This is a genomic window from Burkholderia sp. SRS-W-2-2016, assembly GCF_001931485.1.
GTDB lineage: Bacteria > Pseudomonadota > Gammaproteobacteria > Burkholderiales > Burkholderiaceae > Paraburkholderia.
The window spans coordinates 13,130-30,612 of the sequence record NZ_MSDV01000012.1 but is presented as its reverse complement, the minus strand read 5'-3'; the positions used below and the strand labels follow the sequence as shown (position 1 = coordinate 30,612).

The 17,483-nt window shown below is 66.4% G+C and carries 12 protein-coding genes; 4 read left to right on the top strand and 8 right to left on the bottom strand.

Annotated features, from left to right (window positions below; all coding sequences use genetic code 11):
• Positions 1-37 precede the first annotated feature (37 nt).
• The 7 genes from BTH42_RS03115 to aspT (BTH42_RS03085) form a co-directional block, all read right to left on the bottom strand.
• A complete protein-coding gene (locus BTH42_RS03115) occupies positions 38-922 on the bottom strand; it encodes a polysaccharide deacetylase family protein (RefSeq protein ID WP_075296098.1) in 885 nt (294 codons plus the stop codon).
• 71 nt (positions 923-993) lie between these two features.
• Entirely contained in the window at positions 994-2,238 is a 1,245-nt protein-coding gene (locus BTH42_RS03110) for an FAD-dependent oxidoreductase (protein ID WP_256701741.1), read from the bottom strand.
• A 13-nt stretch (positions 2,239-2,251) separates the two neighbouring features.
• Complete coding sequence (locus BTH42_RS03105) at positions 2,252-3,442, bottom strand: carboxylate--amine ligase (RefSeq protein WP_178392108.1); 1,191 nt, start codon at positions 3,440-3,442, stop codon at positions 2,252-2,254.
• Positions 3,443-3,961: 519 nt separating this feature from the next.
• Positions 3,962-5,185 carry an alanine--glyoxylate aminotransferase family protein gene (locus tag BTH42_RS03100; RefSeq protein ID WP_075295664.1) on the bottom strand — a complete coding sequence of 408 codons (1,224 nt, stop codon included), beginning with the start codon at positions 5,183-5,185 and terminating at the stop codon, positions 3,962-3,964.
• Between the two features lie 161 nt (positions 5,186-5,346).
• Positions 5,347-7,014: a bifunctional aspartate transaminase/aspartate 4-decarboxylase gene (locus BTH42_RS03095; RefSeq protein ID WP_075295662.1), complete on the bottom strand. Its 1,668-nt coding sequence runs from the start codon at positions 7,012-7,014 to the stop codon at positions 5,347-5,349.
• Positions 7,015-7,045: 31 nt separating this feature from the next.
• Positions 7,046-8,728, bottom strand: a complete 1,683-nt coding sequence (gene aspT / locus BTH42_RS03090) for an aspartate-alanine antiporter (protein WP_075295660.1) — start codon at positions 8,726-8,728, stop codon at positions 7,046-7,048.
• A gap of 108 nt (positions 8,729-8,836) precedes the next feature.
• On the bottom strand, positions 8,837-10,528 hold the full coding sequence (gene aspT / locus BTH42_RS03085) for an aspartate-alanine antiporter (protein ID WP_075295658.1): 1,692 nt from the start codon (positions 10,526-10,528) through the stop codon (positions 8,837-8,839).
• Positions 10,529-10,985: 457 nt separating this feature from the next.
• Here aspT (BTH42_RS03085) and BTH42_RS03080 point away from each other — a divergent pair, with 457 nt between their 5' ends.
• A complete protein-coding gene (locus BTH42_RS03080) occupies positions 10,986-11,981 on the top strand; it encodes a 2-hydroxyacid dehydrogenase (RefSeq protein ID WP_075295656.1) in 996 nt (331 codons plus the stop codon).
• A gap of 40 nt (positions 11,982-12,021) precedes the next feature.
• Here BTH42_RS03080 and BTH42_RS03075 read toward each other — a convergent pair whose 3' ends face one another.
• On the bottom strand, positions 12,022-12,651 hold the full coding sequence (locus BTH42_RS03075; protein ID WP_075295654.1) for a hypothetical protein: 630 nt from the start codon (positions 12,649-12,651) through the stop codon (positions 12,022-12,024).
• Positions 12,652-13,142: 491 nt separating this feature from the next.
• On the opposite strand from BTH42_RS03075, the gene BTH42_RS03070 reads away from it, so the two are divergent.
• The 3 genes from BTH42_RS03070 to BTH42_RS03060 all read left to right on the top strand — a co-directional run bounded on the left by BTH42_RS03070 (position 13,143) and on the right by BTH42_RS03060 (position 17,437).
• The gene (locus tag BTH42_RS03070) at positions 13,143-14,300 is read left to right on the top strand and encodes an MFS transporter (protein ID WP_075295652.1); all 1,158 of its coding nucleotides are present in this window, start codon (positions 13,143-13,145) and stop codon (positions 14,298-14,300) included.
• Between the two features lie 54 nt (positions 14,301-14,354).
• Entirely contained in the window at positions 14,355-15,515 is a 1,161-nt protein-coding gene (locus BTH42_RS03065; protein ID WP_075295650.1) for an MFS transporter, read from the top strand.
• Positions 15,516-15,640: 125 nt separating this feature from the next.
• On the top strand, positions 15,641-17,437 hold the full coding sequence (locus BTH42_RS03060; protein ID WP_075295648.1) for a PQQ-binding-like beta-propeller repeat protein: 1,797 nt from the start codon (positions 15,641-15,643) through the stop codon (positions 17,435-17,437).
• Positions 17,438-17,483: the final 46 nt, after the last annotated feature.

The window sequence follows — 17,483 nt, the reverse complement described above, 5'->3', positions numbered from 1 at the left end:
CCGAAGGCCCGGACGGTCAAGCGAACGGACTGTCTGTTCAGAACTGCGGAAACTTGCCGCGCCAGCCCCCGCCGGCTTTCAGATACCGCAGAAACAACGCGACCCCGCTCAGCTGCGCGGCAAAGCGCAGCGTCGATGCGCTGTCGTCGATGATGATCGTGGGCAGCCGCAGCGGATCGCTGCGCTGGTCGCACCAGCCGATGTCGCAGGTGCGCGCGCTCGTGAAGCCGGCCCGGCGCACCAGTTCGACTTCGCGCTCGCCGTAGTTGCCGTTCGGATAGGCGAAGTGCTCGCACGGCTGCTGCAGCATCGCCTCGATTTCATGGCGGCTTTCGATGATTTCGGTCGCGCTCTCGGCGTCGCTGCATTTGGTCAGGATCGGATGAAAGCGGGTATGCGCCTGGAAGTCGATGTGCGCGCGCATCGCCTGCATCTGCTCGATCGACAGACCGGTCGCGCGGTCGTCGCCGTCCTGCTGATAGCCCTGCGCGGCCAGCGCGGCGAGGCGCTGGTCGTTGCTCATCTGCTTGAGCTGCTCGTGGCCGGCGCGCAGCGAACCGGGATGCAGCCACCAGTGACTGCGGTTGCGCCCGACGATGCGGCTGCATAGAAAGATCGTCGGCCGCACGTTGTGCTTGACGAACACCGGCAGCAGCGCGGCGTTGCCGGCGTGGCCGTCGTCGAGCGTGATCGCCGCGCGGCGGCGGCCCCGGCTGGGCGCACTGACATCGGTCAGCGGCACCAGCTCGCAGACGGTCTTCAGATAGGTCAGATGGCGGTCGAGCGTGGCCGGATCGGGATCGTGATAGAGCAGCACCGCGACGCGGTCGCGCCACAGCACGACCCGCGTGAGCCACGCGAGCCCCGAGGTCACCACGAGGCCCGCCAGCATTTCCTTGACGAGACCTTTGAACCGTTTCATGCGGCTGCGGCGATAGCCGTCGTGCGGGCCCATCGCCGGGCGGCTCTCGCCGCCCATTGCATCGGATTTGCTCACCTGGATACTCCGGCAGCGGCGCGCGGACGGCGGGCCAACGCGCGCTGCCGCGCATCCGCCTTCAACGAGCCGTTAAGGTGGCGCGCCACCGTCGGCGACGCGTGCTTGGTGCCATACACGAAGCGCATCACCGGCCCGAAGCTGTGCGCGGACGCCGGTCCGATCACATACAGGCCGTGCACGCGGGTTTCGTAGTGCGAGCTAAGTTCGGGCATCCCGCCCTGGGTCGACAACGCCTCCGCCAGTTCCCGCGACAGGAACGCGTGCTGGCGCATGTCGGTGCGAAAGCCGGTCGCGGCGATCACGTGATCGGCGCTCACCCGCTCCTGCCTGCCGTCGCTGAGCACGCTCAGCACGACCCGCCCGTTTTCGATCGCCGCGCCGTTCACCACGGTGCGATGCGAGATCCGCACCTTGTCGACGACCCGGTCGCGCAGCCACCACGCGCCGGACGCGCCATACGAGTGATCCATGATCTGGCGGCGCCGGGTCGGATCGAGCATGTGGAACAGACCCGGGCATTCGGACAGGAACAGCGAGCGCCAGCCGCGCCCGAGCCCCGCGTCGGGCGTCTTCAGACGCGCGAGCAGATGGCGGCCGCCCAGCGGACGTTCATGCCAGACCACGAGGTCTTCGCGCATCAGCACGTGCGCGCGCGCGCCGAGTTCGTGCAGCAGCGCGGACAGGCCGAGCGCCGACTGCCCGCCGCCGACGATCGCGACATCGTTGCCGCTCGCCCACTCGAGATTGCCGTAGCGTTCCGAATGCGATACGTACCGCTCGGGCAGCCCTTGCAGCGGCGGCGGCGTTTGCGCGAAGCTCTTCAGGCCGAGCGCGATCACGACCTTGCGCGCGCTGAACGCGCGGCCGTCGGTCAGCAACAACTGGAATTCGTCGTTCACGCGACGCAGCGACAGCACGTCGGCCTGCTGGGTTTCGCCGACCAGATTCGCCTGGAACCACAGACCGTAGTCGACGAAGGTTTCGAGCGGCAGCGCCATCCCGAGCGCGCTGTACGGCAGCCCTTTGAGGCGGCAGTAATCCTCGATGGTGAAGCCGCTGCGCGGCGCCTGCAGGCTCGACGCGAACGCTTCGGAGCGCAGCATCATGCCCGGCGGCATGTAGTGGCGCCACGCGGCCATCGGCTCGCCGATGATCTGATGCTCCATGCCCGCGGCTTTCAGATGCGCGGCCAACGACAACCCGTAAGGCCCCGCACCGATAATGATCGTATCGGTCATTGCTGGTCTCCAGTCAGGCTTTTGCCTGGCGCGATTCTGGCGCTCTTAGCGCTTTTTTGAAGCTGCGCTTCATACGTCGCAGCGGGTTCATCAACACGTAATGCTGCAAGGCCGGAAACGGATCGCTCCAACGGAAATAGCCGTCGACGATCTTCGTCTGCGCGCTCAGCAACTCGCGCGGCGGCCGGTCGGTGAAAGTCGCGCGCCACGCGACCGGCACCCGGCTCTGACGCTCCGGTAACTGCGGCAAACCGAGTTCGTGGCGGTACGCGGCGAGCGGAATGTTGACGCCGCACAGCGTCGCGATTTCCTCCTGCCAGTCCGTCCGGCCGACCGTCGGCTCGACGATCACGAACTCGTTGTAGTTGTCGTCCCACTTGTATTCGATACTGCCCATCCCTTCGAAACCGGCCTGTTCCGCGAACGCGCGCGTGAGCGGCTCGAGCTGCTCGCGCGCCTCGGGCGCGGCCACGCAGATCGCGGTATTGCCGGTGCCGGGCGGTGAGCTCAACACCTTGCGGCCGGTGAACATGCTGACCATGCGCCCGCCGCTGCCGCGATAAAACAGCGTGAAATGGATGTTGCTGTCAGGCCCTTCGATCCATTCCTGCGCGATGATGCCGCCCGGCGTCGCCAGCATCGCGATCGCGATCGCGCGCGCCGCGGCCAGCGTGTCGACGCGCACCGCGCGTTCCTTCTCGCCGCGCAGCACGTTGCGCTTGTCGTCCGGTTTCAGCACGCACGGGTAGCGCAACTCGGTCAGCCGTTCGATGTCGCCGAGACTGTCGAGCACCACCGAATGCGGCACCCGAAAGTGATGCTGTTGCGCGAATTCATGAAAGCGCGCCTTGCTCGACAGCATCTTCACGGTATCGTCGACCGGCAGGCGGAAGCGAAACCAGTGCGACAGCGCCTCGCGGTTTTCCGATACCGCATGGACCGCGTCTTCGTCGGTCAGAATCAGCACCGGCGGACGATCGAAGCGTTTGCCCAGTTCGATCATCTCGTCGACGAATACCTTGCCGACAAAGCTTTTCACCTGATGCGCGTGAACATGGCGACACCAGGTCCCCGCGCGCGTTCTCGTATCCACAGCCACAACCGGTACATGAGCCCGCGCAAGCGAACGCGCGACCCCCAGTCCATTCAATTCCGCACCAACGATTACTCCCGCCGATTGCTCTGCGTCGTATGCACTCGCCATAGCCTCGATGTCCTTGCTTCGTACGTGTGTGATCCCTCGAAGCCTGGCTCCGAGATACCACACGATCGAAAGTCGAATTGGATAGAAACCCTTTTTATCGCCTCGCGGGGGCGCTTTGGCGTTTCCTGCTTTTTGTGGCGGCGAAATCCTGCATGAGCGCGGCAGGCGCGTGCGGCAACGCGCCGTGTGTCGAATCATGAGCTTTTCGATTACCGCGGCGCGAGCATTGCGCTGCTCCCGTCGTGAATTACTCTACGTTTCCACCCGGGCGGATTACGTGCGGCGGCGCACAGAGAGCAAGCAAAAGTAAGAAAACGTTAAATCCCGACGAAAAGGCCGAGATCCTTATTCCGTATGGGTTTCGAAGGAATACTTAATTGTTATGTAAAAGCATGGAGAAGCGCGCAATTAAAGCCGCGCGATAATGGCGGAATACGACTTTCTTATCCGACTATAAAGTGCTGGATCGCACAAAACCCGCGCCGCGAATACGATCCGCGGCGCGGGTGATCGAAACGTTTATTTTCCTTCCGATAAACCGCGCTCGAGCGCCGCGACGCCGGCCGGCAGATCGACCTTGACGCCCAGATCGATCATCGTGCGGCCGAGCGCGTGCACGGTGCGAAACAGGTTGTGCTCGCGGCACTGCTCGCCCATCTGGCCGATCCGCACGATCGGCAACCCGAACGAGCCGGCGATCTCCACGCCGTGCTGTTGCGAAATGTGCGCGCAGACTTCAGCCGGACTCGGGCCGCCGGGCATCTCGATGCCGACCACCGAATTGAGCCGGCAATGCTCGGGCGCATACAGTTGCAGGCCGAGCGCGGTCACCCCTTGCTGCAGTGCGAGCGAACATTTCAGGTGGCGCGCAAAGCGTTTTTCGAGCGTCTCCGCGCACACCAGCCGCAACGCCTCGTGCAGCGCGAGCACGCCCGACACCGGCGCGGTGTAGTGATAGCCGGCGTTGTGCCAGAAGTTTTCGGCGAGCGACGCATCCAGACACCAGTGCGTGTTCGGCGCGGTGCGGCCTTTCACGCGCGCCCACGCGGCCTCGGAGAACGCGATCAGCGACACGCCGGGAATCGACGACAGGCCCTTCTGGCCGCCGGTGATCACCGCGTCGATGCCCCACGCGTCCATCTCCAGCGGCATCGTGCTGAGCGTGCAGACCGCGTCGACGATCACCAGCGCGCCCGCTTCCCGCGCGAGCGCGGCGATTTCCTTCAGGTGGTGGTTCCACACCGTGTTCGAGGTCTCGCCCTGCACCATCGTGACGATCTCGGGACGCTCGCGGCGAATCGCTTCGGCGACCTGCTCGACGCTGACGACGCTGCGGTCGGCCACTTCGAGCGTGCTCACATGAGCGCCGACGCGCCGGCCCATCTCGCCCATGCGGTCGCTGAAGAAGCCGTTCTTGATGCACAGCACGCGGGTGCCTTCCCACGCGAGGTTGGAAATCGCCATTTCCATCGCGGCCGAACCGGGGCCGGCGACGCCGAGCACCCATTTCGACTCGGTCTGGAACACGTAGCGCGCCATCGTCTTCACCTGATTCACCACCTTCGCCATCGTGCTGCCCAGATGGTTGATCACGATCGCATTGGCCTTGGCGACCGCGGCGGGAATCGGCACGGGACCGGCGCCCATCATCAGCAGCGGCTCTTCGGGCAGGATGGCGTCGAGCGATTCGACAACCGGACAGGGGACGGACGAAGCGAGGGTCGTGGTGGTGGAAATCGGCATGATCGGTACGTGTGAATAGTCTGGCGCAAGGGAACAAACGGCCTCGCGGCGATGAAGCCCGCGAGGCCGTTCGTCCGATCATTCACCGAACCGCGCGCCAGCGCAAGTACCATGCGGCAGGCGGGCCGCCCGATACCGTACCGCGCGGGCCGCCGGTACAGTTACCTCACACGGGTCTTGTCGAGCTTTTCGCCGGTCGCCGCGTTGAAGCGCTCGACGTATTCTTCGATCAGCTTACGGATCGCGCGGCCGATCTGCCGGTAGTCCGACTCGTTCAGATTGGCGAGCGACACCCGCCCCGACGGATGCTGGGTGCCGAAACCGCGCCCCGGCAGCACCACCACGCGGGCCTCGCGCGCGAGCCGGAACAGCAGCTCGGACGGCTCGGTGTTCGCTTTCAGCCAGTCGACGAACTTGCGCCCGAACGCGCGCTCGCCGAGAAACTCGATGTCGAGAATCGTGTAGTAGTCCACCTGATTCGGATCGTCGTCGCTAAACGAAATGCCGACCTCTTCGTAGAGCGCCTGCTTGCGCTTGCGGATCAGCCGCTTGAGCGCGTTCTTGTACGCGTCGGGTGTGTCCATCAGCGAGAACAGCGAAAACAGCACCATCTGCACCTGCTGCGGGGTCGACAGGCCGGCTGTGTGATTGAGCGCGACCGTACGGCTGTCGGCCACCAGCCGGTCGATGAACTTGAGCTTGTCGGGCTCGGTCGTGATCGATTCGTAGCGCGTGTGCAACTGCTTCTTCACGTCCGCCGGCAACTCGCCGAGCAGCCGGTCGAGCACGTTGTCGCGATGCGTGGCGATCGTGCCGAGCCGCCAGCCGGTCGCGCCGAAATATTTGGAATACGAATAAACGAGGATCGTGTTCTTCGGCGCGAGCGCGAACAGCGACACGAAGTTGTCGGCGAAGGTGCCGTACACGTCGTCGGTCAGCAGGATCAGGTCGGGCCGTTCGGCGACGATCTCCGCGATATGCGCGAGGCTCTCGTCGTCGATCCGCACCGACGGCGGATTGCTCGGATTGACGAGGAAAAACGCCTTCACCTTCGGGTCGCGCAGCTTGTCGAGCTCCTGCTTCGAGTACTGCCAGCCGTTTGCGACGTCCGCCTCCAGATTGACGACGTTCAGCTGATAGTCGTTCAGGCGCGGGATCTCGATGTACGGCGTGAAGATCGGCATGCCGAGCGCGATCGTGTCGCCGGCCTTGATCAGATGATTCTCGCGCAGCGTGTTGAAGATATAGGTCATCGCCGCGGTGCCGCCTTCGACCGCGAAGATGTCGAACTCGCCGACGAACGGATGCTTGCCGATCATCTCGCGGCGCAGATACTGGCCGACGATGATCTCGGAGAGCTTGAGCATGCGGTCGGGCACCGGATAGTTCGACGCCAGAATGCCCTCGCACATCTCGTACAGGAAGTCGCCGGCGGACAGCCCCAACTGGTCGCGCACGTACGACACCGCGCCGCGCAGAAAGTCGATGCCCGGCACGCCGCGGTTTTCCCGCAGAAACAGATCGAAGCGCTCTTCCAGACCGTCGCGGCGCGGAAAGCCGCCGACGCCCTCCGGCAGATACGCGAACGAGCGCTCCGACTCGCGCATCGCGAACAGGCCGAGTTGCCAGAAGCCGTGGCGCGGAACCGTCGCGAGAAAGTTCGGGTTGCCGCGGCCCGCGTTCAGCATCGCGACGTTGGCCGGCCGCTCGACCGCGCTGCCGCCCGCCGCCTTGATCAGTTCGTCTTTCAGTTCGAACGGACTGAGCGCGGCCTGCGCCGCGGCCGCGGCCGCATCCGAGCGCTTCTTGTCGCCCTTCTCTTTTGCCATGATGGGTTCTCCAGTGAAGAGGTGAATGGCGCTACACCAGTCCGACCACCAGCGGGCCGAGCAGCGTCAGCGCGACGTTGGCGATTGCATAGGTGATGGCGAACGGCACGGTCGGCACCGCGCTTTCGGCCTTGTCGAGCACGCCGCCGAACGCCGGGTTCGCGCTGCGCGAGCCCGACAGCGCGCCGGCCAGAATCGCCGCGTTGTTGTAGCGCAGCACGTAGCGGCCGAACAGCATCGTCAGCAGCAGCGGAAACAGCGTGACGAAGACGCCGAGCAGGAAGATCGTCACGCCGCTCTGCTTGACCGTGACGACCGCCTGCAAGCCCGAATTGAGCCCGACTACCGCGACGAATGCGGCCAGCCCGAAGTCCTTCAGCAGTTGCGACGCGGCCGACGGCATCGCGCCGTACATCGGATGCTTGCCGCGCATCCAGCCGAACAGCAGGCCGGCGAGCAGACAGCCGCCGCCGGAGCCGAGCGTGAGCGGCACGCCGCCGACGTTGACGACGATCAGCCCGATCAGCAGGCCGAGCACGAGGCCGACGCCCATGTAGATGAAGTCGGTCTTGTTGCTGTACGGCAGCTCGTAGCCGGCGGCCTCGACCGCGCGTTTGACGTCGTTCGGCGAGCCGTAGAAGGTGATCACGTCGCCGTGCTGCAACTCGGTTTCCGGCAGCACCGGCAGCGGCTGGCCCGCGCGCGACACGCTCTGCACGTACACGCCGTGGCGCAGATTGCGATCGACCATCTCGCGCGCGGCCGCGATCGTCGTGTGATTCATGCCCTTGCGCGTGAACACCGCGTCGCGGGTTTGCATCACCGCGCCGAAATCCTCGGCGTCGCCCACTTCGTTGCCGTTCGCGCCGAACGCGACCACCGCCTCGCGGCGGCCCACTACCAGCACGATGTCGTCCGCTTGCAGCACCACGTCGGGCGCGGGTTCGACCGGCTGGCCGCCGCGCTTGATGCGCTCGATCGTCAGGCCTTCCTCGTGCAGCGACTCGACCGCCTGCACGGTCTTGCCGGCGCTGAAGTCGATTTTGTAAGCACGCCCGACCAGTTCCGGCAACGCCAGCACCTGCCCCGGCCCATGCGACGGCGCGCCCGCCGACAGTTCGCGCTCCGCTTCGAGCGACGCTTCGCGCAGGCCCTGCCCCATGAATTTCGGCAGGATGTTCACGCACACGATGATCGCGCCGAGCGAGCCGAACACATAGGTCACCGCGTATGCGATCGCGACATCCGATTGCAGCGACTTGACCTGGTCGGCCGGCAGCCCGAGGCGCGCGATCGCGTCGCCGGCCGTGCCGATGATCGCCGACTGCGTGAGCGCGCCGCCCGCGAGCCCGGCGGCGAGCCCCTTGTTCAGATGGAACAGCTTCGCGCAGACCACCACGGTAATCAGCGCGCTGACCGCGAGAAACACCGCCATCGCGATCTCGCGCAGCGTCTTGCGATTGAGCGAGTTGAAGAAGCCGGGACCGGAGTCGTAGCCGACCGCGTAGATGAACACCGCGAACATCACCGACTTCACGCCGTTGTCGATCGTCACGCCCGCCTGGCTGATCACGACCGCGGCGAGCAGCGAACCGCCGACCCCGCCGAGCTGGAATTTGCCGAAGTTGATCTGGCCGATGAAATAGCCGGCCGCGAGCGACAGGAACAACGCCATTTCGGGCGATTTGTGAAAGATGCTGTGTAGCCAGTCCATCGTGCCCTCGTCGATTAGTTGGCAGTGCCGGTTACTGGAGGCGGCGCGCGCTCGTGGCACGGCCGCCCTGAGTTCCACCTTCGTTGCAGATGCATTGCGCGCGCCGCGCTAGCCGAGCTTGCCGGCGAGTCCGACCACCACCGGCCCCATCAACGGCAGCAGGATGTTCGACAGCGCGTAGGTGATCGTGTAGCCGAGTACCGGCGTCGAGTTGCCGGCCACCCCGACCAGCGCGCTGATCGCCGGCGTGCTGCACTGCTGGCCCGCGATCGCGCCGAGCAGCATCGGCGCTTCGAGCTTCAGGAACGCATGGCCGATCCACAGCGACAACAGCCCCGGCACCAGCACCATCAGAATGCCGGCGAGCGGCAACGCGAGCCCGTACTCGCGCACCAGCCTGATCGCATCGGGTCCGGCCGACAGCCCGACCGCCGCGATGAAGGTGGCGAGGCCGAAGTCCTTCAGGATCTGCGCCGCCGCCGGCGGCAGCGAGCCGACCAGCGGATGACGCGAGCGGATCCAGCCGAACAGCAGCCCCGACAGCAGACAGCCGCCGCCGGTGCCGAGCGCGAGCGTCACGCCGCCGACCGTACCGCCGAGGCGCCCGATCGCCATCCCGACCAGCACGCCCAGGCCGAGATAGACGAAGTCGGTTTTCTGGGTCGCCGGCAGCACGTAGCCGAGCCGCTTCGCGCCGCGCTCGACATCCGCTTTCGCGCCGACCAGCGTCAGCACGTCGCCGCGATTCAGTTCCGTGCCGGGCAGCGCGGGGATCGTCGATTCGAGCCGCGTGACCGCCGCGATATAGACGCCGCGCGCGTTCTCCGGCTTGGCCTGCGCGCGCAGTTGCGCGACCGTCATGTGGTGCGCGTCGGGCCGCGTCATCACGACGTCGACGCGCTCGGCGAACACCTGGCCGAAGCCGCCGGCCACTTCGTCGCCCAGATGCGCCGACGCCGCCACGACCGCCGCGCGGCGTCCCGCCACCAGCACCAGATCGCCGGTCGCCAGCCGCGTTTCCGGGTCGGCCGGCAGCGTCGCGCCGGCGCGCTCGATGCGCTCGACCGTCAGGTCGTAGCCGTACCGCTCCTCGAGCGCGCGCACGCTGACACCGTCGCCGCTGCCGGCGCCGCCGCCGATCCGGAACGCGCGGCCGACCAGCGCCGGCGCGGCCGCATGTTGCCCTTCGCTGAATGCGCCCGCGCCGCCGAGCTTGCGCCACACGCGCTCCGCTTCCTCGCGCAAATCGACGCGCAGCAGGAGCGGCGCGAACTGACTCGTGAACAGCACGATCGTGATCAGCCCGAACAGGTAACTGACGCTGTACGCGGTCACGATGTTGGCCTGCAAACGCAGCGTCTCGGCGTCGCCGAGACCGAGCCGCGCGATCGCCTCGGAGGCGGTGCCGATCACCGCCGATTCGGTCGCCGCGCCCGCCAGCAGGCCCGCCGCGGTGCCGATGTCGAGATGCATCGCGCTGACCGCGATCAGGATCAGCGCGAGCACCGCGACGATTTCGATCAGCGACAACACGCCATAACGCCAGCCGCGGCCGATGTTCGCGAAAAACTGCGGGCCGCCGGTAAAGCCGAGCGCGAAGATGAATAGCGCGAACGCGATGTTCTTCAGATCGGGGGCGAGGCGCGCGCCGCTTTGTCCGAGCACCAGCGCGACGATCAGCGTGCCGCACACGCCGCCGAGCTGGATCGGGCCGAGCCTGACCGAGCCGATCAGATAGCCGATCGCGAGACACGCGAATAGCGCGATTTCCGGCTGCGACCTCAGCAATTCGCCAATCATGTAGGACCGCCGATTAACAGGTTGATAAGCAGAAAGCACGACCGCTGTCGCTCGAAAAACCGTATCAAACCGCCCGATGCCGAATAATTCCTGCTGACGCGTAAAGCTCGGCGCGTACGACGTCACGCGTTGCGAATTTCGTTCTGCGTAACTAACGAAAAAAACCGGCGAGCGGGTGAGGAAGAAAACGGCGACCCGCGAGACGCGAAAGCCTGCGACCCGAGGCCGGGAGCGGCTGATCGCCGGCCGGCACGGCAGTGCCCTTTTCGCGCCGCTTCGCCTACCATCGTGCAACGGCTGATCCACCGCCGGCCCGAACCTGACGGCGCGATATCGCGCTTTGGTTCGGAATACCTGTCAACCGATATTGCAGTTGAATGACGCTGTCAATATGATTTTCGATTCTGAAAGCCGCCTTCGCTAAACACGTTCGAAACACGCCATTTTCGGAGCCTATATGCGCATCATTCTGTTTAGCAGCCGTCAATACGATAACGATACGTTTACAGAAGCGAACGCCGAACACGGCTACGAATTGCATTTTCAGGAATCCAATCTCGACAGCGACACCGCGATCCTCGCGCACGGCTACGAGGTGGTGTGCCCGTTCGTCAACGATCAGGTCGACGCGGCCACGCTGGAGAAGCTGCATGCGGGCGGCACGCGGATGATCGCGCTGCGCTCGGCGGGCTTTAACCACGTCGACCTCGCGGCGGCCGAACGGCTCGGCATGCTGGTCGCGCGGGTGCCGGCCTACTCGCCGTATGCGGTCGCCGAACACGCGGTCGGCCTGATCCTCGCGTTGAATCGCCGCCTGCCGCGCGCGGTCGCGCGCACCCGCGAGGGCGACTTCTCGCTGCACGGGCTGCTCGGTTTCGATCTGCACGGCAAGACGGTCGGCGTGATCGGCACCGGGATCATCGGCCGGGTGTTCGCGCGCATCATGGCCGGCTTCGGGATGCAGGTGCTCGCGTACGATCCGGGCAAGCCGGCCGACGACCTGCTCGCGCTCGGCGCGCGCTACGTGCCGCTCGATACGCTGCTCGCAGAGTCGGACGTCGTCAGTCTGCATTGCCCGCTGCTGCCCGATACCTATCACCTGATCAATGCCGCCGCGCTCGCGAAGATGAAACGCGGCGCGATGCTGATCAACACCGGGCGCGGCGGGCTCGTCGAGGCGAACGCGCTGATCGGCGCGTTGAAGGACGGCCAACTCGGCCACCTCGGGCTCGACGTGTACGAAGAGGAAGGCGGGATCTTCTTCGAGGATCACTCGAATCTGCCGCTGCAGGACGACGTGCTCGCGCGGCTCCTGATGTTCCCGAACGTGATCGTCACCGCGCATCAGGCGTTTTTCACGCGCGAAGCGATGACCGAGATCGCGCAGACCACGCTCGCGAACGTCGCCGCGTGGCGAGCGGGCACGCCGCGCAACGTGGTGCGGGCGGAATGAAGAAGACAGTAAGCGGCCGCTCTCGCAGGCCGCCGCGCCGCTAGACGCTGCCGCTGCCGTTGCCGCCCAGCTGGGTTGCGCGAATCGCGGTGCGGGCGTCGTCGGCCGCGCCGCACAGTTCGCGCAGCAGGCTCGCCTCGCGCTCGTGCACCTCGACAGGGCACCAGCGCGCGCCCGCGTCGGCCAGATAGCGCGCGCGATGCTGGCCATTGCGAAACGCCACCACCCCCTCTCGCTCGATGCCGATCCAGCCGAGCAGCCCCGGCGCGCGCCGCGTCGAGATCGTCACGTACGGCATCTGCGGAATGCGCGCGCTGTCGGGATCGAGAAACTCGCGAATGCCGCGCACCTTGCCCGAATGCCATTCGGCGACCGGCTTGAGCACGTAATCGGTGTTGTCGCGATCCGCGCACAGCAGCAGCTTGCGCAGATCGACGAGCACGACCTGGTGACGCGTGCCGTCGGTGACGAACACCCGTTTCAGGCGCACGTGGTCGTACCACGAATGCTCGTTCAACGGCACGGTCCACACCATTTCGGCGCAGCCGGGCGCGGCGGCCGGCGATGAATTGGGGAAAGACAAGGTCAAAGGCAGGCTCGGCGAGCTGGCGAACCATCGCCAGCGGGTCAATAGAGCGCTCACGCTACGAGCCGAATATGAAAGAAACATGTCAACGTCCCCGATTAATTGCGCGGCATGAAAGTGCTACGACTTACCGTGGATTACGACCGCCGGGCACCGATCTTCAATAGTTATGACGACAACGACTACCCGTCATTTCAACGCGCGGATCGAATCGAACGACGGGCTAGAGGAAGCAACAATCGTGCTCGCTCGGCCCGGGCGGGGTAACGCGGTCGGCCGCCCGATGGCCGGCGCGTTGCGTGCCGCGCTCAGCCGCGTTCAGCCGCGTTCAGCCGCTTCGAGGCCGAGCCCGGCTGATGAGCGGCGGAGCTGTTCGGCCCCCTCAATCCCGGCGCTTTCCGCAAAAAACAACAGCCCCCGCGACGGCCTGCACGCCAGTTTTGTCTTAGGTAGAATCCCCTACTGTTTTGCCCTGATCCGGCGCAGGCGTTCTCGCTCCCGCTTCAACGACGTCCGCGCGCCGCCCGGCGCTCCTTTTTTCGCGCCGCCTCTCGCGTCACCACCCCATCATCGCCATGCCTTTGCCCCTGCTTGCCCTCGCCGTTGCCGCGTTTGGAATCGGTACCACCGAGTTCGTCATCATGGGGCTGCTGCCCGACGTCGCGCGCGATCTGGCGGTGTCGATTCCGGCCGCCGGGATGCTGGTGTCCGCGTATGCGCTCGGCGTCACGATCGGCGCACCGATCGTCGCGATCGCGGTCGCCAACATGCCGCGCAAGAAGGCGCTGATGAGCCTGATCGGCGTGTTTATCGTCGGCAATCTGCTGTGCGCGGTGGCGCCCAGCTACGCGGTGCTGATGGCCGCGCGGATCGTCACCGCGTTCTGCCACGGCGCGTTCTTCGGCATCGGCTCGGTGGTCGCGGCGGGGCTGGTCGCGCCGAACCGGCGCGCGCAGGCGATCGCGCTGATGTTCACCGGCCTCACGCTAGCCAACGTGCTCGGCGTGCCGCTCGGCACCGCGCTCGGTCAGGCGGTCGGCTGGCGCGCGACGTTCTGGGCGGTGACCGGCATCGGCGTGCTGGCGTCGCTCGCGCTCGCCGTGTGCCTGCCCGCGAAGATCGAGATGCAGAAGGCGAGCCTCGTGCGCGAATTCAGCGTGCTGAAGAACCCGCAGGTCGTGATGGTGCTCGGCATCAGCGTGCTGGCGTCGGCGAGCCTGTTCTCGACCTTCACCTACATCACGCCGATTCTCGAAGACGTGACCGGCTTCACGCCGCACGCGGTCACGCTGGTGCTGCTGCTGTTCGGCCTGGGCCTGACGGTCGGCAGCACGCTCGGCGGCAAGCTCGCGGACTGGCGGCTGATGCCGTCGCTGATCGCGTTCCTGATGGCGATCGTGGTGATCCTGTGCGTGTTCGCCGGCACGATGCACGCGCGCATTCCGGCGATGCTGACGGTGTTCGTGTGGGGCGTGCTCGCGTTCGCGATCGTGCCGCCGCTGCAGATGCTGATCGTCGATCGCGCGAGCGACGCGCCGAATCTGGCGTCGACGCTGAACCAGGGCGCGTTCAACCTCGGCAACGCGACCGGCGCCTGGCTCGGCGGGATGGCGATCGGCGCCGGCGCGCCGCTGACGACGCTGCCGTGGGTCGGCGTCGCGACGTCGCTCGGCGCGTTGCTGCTGACGCTGTGGTCGGTGTCGATGGAGCGGCGCATCGCCGTGGCGGGGTAAGTTTTCTCGCTGTTCGCGGCACCGGGCGGCTCCCCCGTAGTAGCATCCCCGCCGATGAAAGTGATCTTCACCCGCGATTTCCTCGCGCTGATTCTGAGCGTCGCCGTGGTCGGACTCGGCAGCGGCGCGACCCTGCCGCTTACCGCGCTGGCGCTCACGCAAGCGGGCTACGGCACCGACGTGGTCGGCCTGCTGACCGCCGCGCAGGCCGGCGGCGGTCTCGCGATCGTGCCGCTTGCCGGCTGGATCGCCGCGCGCTGCGGCGGCCGCCAGGTGATCGTCGGCGCGGTGCTGGTGGTCGCGTGCGCGACCGCGCTGATGCAGTTCACCACCAATCTCTGGCTATGGGCGCTGCTGCGCGTGCTGTGCGGCGCGGCGCTGATGCTGCTGTTCACGATCAGCGAGGCGTGGGTCAACCAGCTTGCCGACGATGCATCGCGCGGTCGCGTGATCGCGATCTATGCGACCAACTTCACGCTGTTCCAGATGTCGGGGCCGGTGCTGGTGAGCCAGATCGCCGGCTACACGCATGGGCGCTTCCTGTTGTGCGGCGCGATTTTCCTGCTCGCGCTGCCGCTGCTCGCGACGCTGCGCGGCATGCCGCACGGCTCCAGCGACGAACACGCCGAGCATGGCGGCTGGCGTCGCGTGTTGCCGCAAATGCCCGCGCTCGTGATCGGCACCGGCTTTTTCGCGCTGTTCGATACGATCGCGCTGTCGTTGCTGCCGCTGTTCGCGATGGCGCACGACATCCCCAGCGAAGTCGCGGTGCTGTTCGCGTCGGCGCTGCTGCTCGGCGATACGACGATGCAGTTTCCGATCGGCTGGCTCGCGGACCGGCTCGGGCGCGAACGCGTGCATATCGGCTGCGCGATCGTGGTGGTCGCGTTGCTGCCGCTGCTGCCATGGGCGGTCGGCTCGCCGTGGCTGCGCTGGCCGCTGCTGTTCGTGCTCGGCGCGGCGGCGGGGGCGATTTATACGTTGTCGCTGGTCGCTTGCGGCGAGCGGTTTCGCGGGGTCGCGCTGGTGTCGGCGAGTTCGCTGATCGGCGCGTCGTGGAGCGCCGCGAGTTTCGGCGGGCCGCTGGTGGCCGGCGCGTTGATGAAGAGTGTCGGTGACGATGCGATGGTCGGCGTGCTGCTGTGCGCGGCGCTCGCGTTTCTGGTGGCGGTGTGGTGGGAGAAGCGCCGCCCGATCCCCGCCTCCACCAATTGACGAATCCACACTAATTGCTGGCGTTGCTCGCCAGACGCCCGGTGCTAACCTTGCTCCCACGTCGCGCGGCATTTCGCTGAACAGCGAAGTTCTGGTCGCGCGCCGCAAGCAATCGGGAGTCCGTCATGGTCACTCTGCGCGTATTGGGTCGTGCCTGCCTGTTGGGCGCGGCGGTTCTGGTGGCCGCGATCACGGCCGCGAACTGCGGCGGCGGCGGAGGCGGAGGCAGCTCAGGGACCGCCTCGGGCACCGGCAGCGGTGCCGGCAGCGCCGCCGCGGGTGCAAGCGCGGCGAGCGGCGGCAGCACCGGCAGCGCGGGCACCAGCAGCGGCGGCACCACCACCGGCAGTACCGACACCGGCAGCCCCGGCTCGGGCACGGGCACGGCGTCGGGCGGCACCACGGTCTCGCCCACGCACGACATGCTTACCTACCACAACGACATCGCCCGCACCGGGCAGAACCTGAACGAAACCATCCTCACGCCCGCGAACGTGAATTCGTCGACGTTCGGCAAGCTCGGCTTTTTCAGCGTCGACGGCAAGGTCGACGCGCAACCGCTCTACGTCGGCTCCCTGGAGATCTCCGGCGGCACGCACAACGTGCTGTACGTCGCGACGGAAAACGACAGCGTCTACGCATTCGACGCCAACAGCGGCGCCACGCTCTGGCAGGTGCGCACGCTGAGCACCGGCGAAACTCCCAGCGACGATCTCGGCTGCAGCCAGATCGTCACGACGATCGGCATCACGTCGACGCCGGTAATCGACCGTTCGCGCGGCGAGCACGGCACGATCTACGTGGTCGCGATGTCGAAGGACGCGAGCGGCGGCTACCATCACCGGGTTCACGCGCTCGACCTCGCGACCGGCGCCGAACTGCTGAACGGTCCGACCGAAGTCGCGGCGACCTATCCCGGCACAGGGGCCGGCAACATCAACGGCACGATGTCGTTCACGCCGGCGCTGTACGCGGAGCGCGCGGGCCTGCTGTTGCAGGGCGACACGCTGTACACGTCGTGGACCTCGCACTGCGACAAGGGCGGCTACACCGGCTGGATCATGGGCTACAACGCCGACACGCTGCAGCAGAGCAACGTGCTGAACGTGACGCCGAACGGCCTCGGCGGCGCGATCTGGATGAGCGGCGCGGGACCGGCGTCGGACGGCTCGTCGATCTATCTGCTCGATGCGAACGGCACCTTCGACACCACGCTGACCGCGAGCGGCATGCCGAACCAGAACGACTTCGGCAACGCGTTCCTGAAGATCGGCACGACCAACGGTCTGACGGTGACCGACTACTTCGCGATGTCGAACGTCGCGGACGAAGCGCGCGACGACATCGATCTCGGCTCGGGCGGCGCGCTCGTGCTGCCCGACCTCACCGACGCGAGCGGCGCCGTGCAGCACCTCGCGCTCGGCGCCGGCAAGGACAACATCATCTACGTGGTGAATCGCGACTCGATGGGCAAATTCAACCCGTCGGGCGACAACATCTATCAGGAGATTGCCGCGCAACTGAACGGCGGCGAGTTCGGCATGCCCGCGTATTTCAACGGCCGCATTTACTTCGGCTCGGTCGGCGATCATCTGAAGGCGTTCACGATAACCAACGCGCTGCTGTCGACGACGCCCACCGCGCAAACCACGATGAGCTTCGCGTACCCGGGCACGACGCCGGGCATCTCGGCCAACGGCAGCACGAACGGCATCGTGTGGGCCGCCGAAAACGGCAGCGTCGCCGCGCTGCATGCGTTCGACCCGGTCACGCTCGCCGAGCTGTACAACAGCAATCAGATGGGCGCCCGCGATCAGTTCGGCGCGGGCAACAAGTTCATCACGCCGACCATTGCGAACGGCAAGGTATATGTGGGGACCACGAACGGCGTGGCGGTGTTCGGACTGCTGAGCAGCGGTTGACGAACGGGGCGCGCAAGTAGGCGCGCGGCCCGGCATCCACAAACGA

What these genes read in the sequence shown, in the direction of transcription:
- BTH42_RS03115 (WP_075296098.1), bottom strand. Translation starts at nt 922, where the DNA reads ATGAAACGGTTCAAAGGTCTCGTCAAGGAAATGCTGGCGGGCCTCGTG.
- BTH42_RS03110 (WP_256701741.1), bottom strand. Translation starts at nt 2,238, where the DNA reads ATGACCGATACGATCATTATCGGTGCGGGGCCTTACGGGTTGTCGTTG.
- BTH42_RS03105 (WP_178392108.1), bottom strand. Translation starts at nt 3,442, where the DNA reads ATGGCGAGTGCATACGACGCAGAGCAATCGGCGGGAGTAATCGTTGGT.
- BTH42_RS03100 (WP_075295664.1), bottom strand. Translation starts at nt 5,185, where the DNA reads ATGCCGATTTCCACCACCACGACCCTCGCTTCGTCCGTCCCCTGTCCG.
- BTH42_RS03095 (WP_075295662.1), bottom strand. Translation starts at nt 7,014, where the DNA reads ATGGCAAAAGAGAAGGGCGACAAGAAGCGCTCGGATGCGGCCGCGGCC.
- aspT (WP_075295660.1), bottom strand. Translation starts at nt 8,728, where the DNA reads ATGGACTGGCTACACAGCATCTTTCACAAATCGCCCGAAATGGCGTTG.
- aspT (WP_075295658.1), bottom strand. Translation starts at nt 10,528, where the DNA reads ATGATTGGCGAATTGCTGAGGTCGCAGCCGGAAATCGCGCTATTCGCG.
- BTH42_RS03080 (WP_075295656.1), top strand. Translation starts at nt 10,986, where the DNA reads ATGCGCATCATTCTGTTTAGCAGCCGTCAATACGATAACGATACGTTT.
- BTH42_RS03075 (WP_075295654.1), bottom strand. Translation starts at nt 12,651, where the DNA reads ATGTTTCTTTCATATTCGGCTCGTAGCGTGAGCGCTCTATTGACCCGC.
- BTH42_RS03070 (WP_075295652.1), top strand. Translation starts at nt 13,143, where the DNA reads ATGCCTTTGCCCCTGCTTGCCCTCGCCGTTGCCGCGTTTGGAATCGGT.
- BTH42_RS03065 (WP_075295650.1), top strand. Translation starts at nt 14,355, where the DNA reads ATGAAAGTGATCTTCACCCGCGATTTCCTCGCGCTGATTCTGAGCGTC.
- BTH42_RS03060 (WP_075295648.1), top strand. Translation starts at nt 15,641, where the DNA reads ATGGTCACTCTGCGCGTATTGGGTCGTGCCTGCCTGTTGGGCGCGGCG.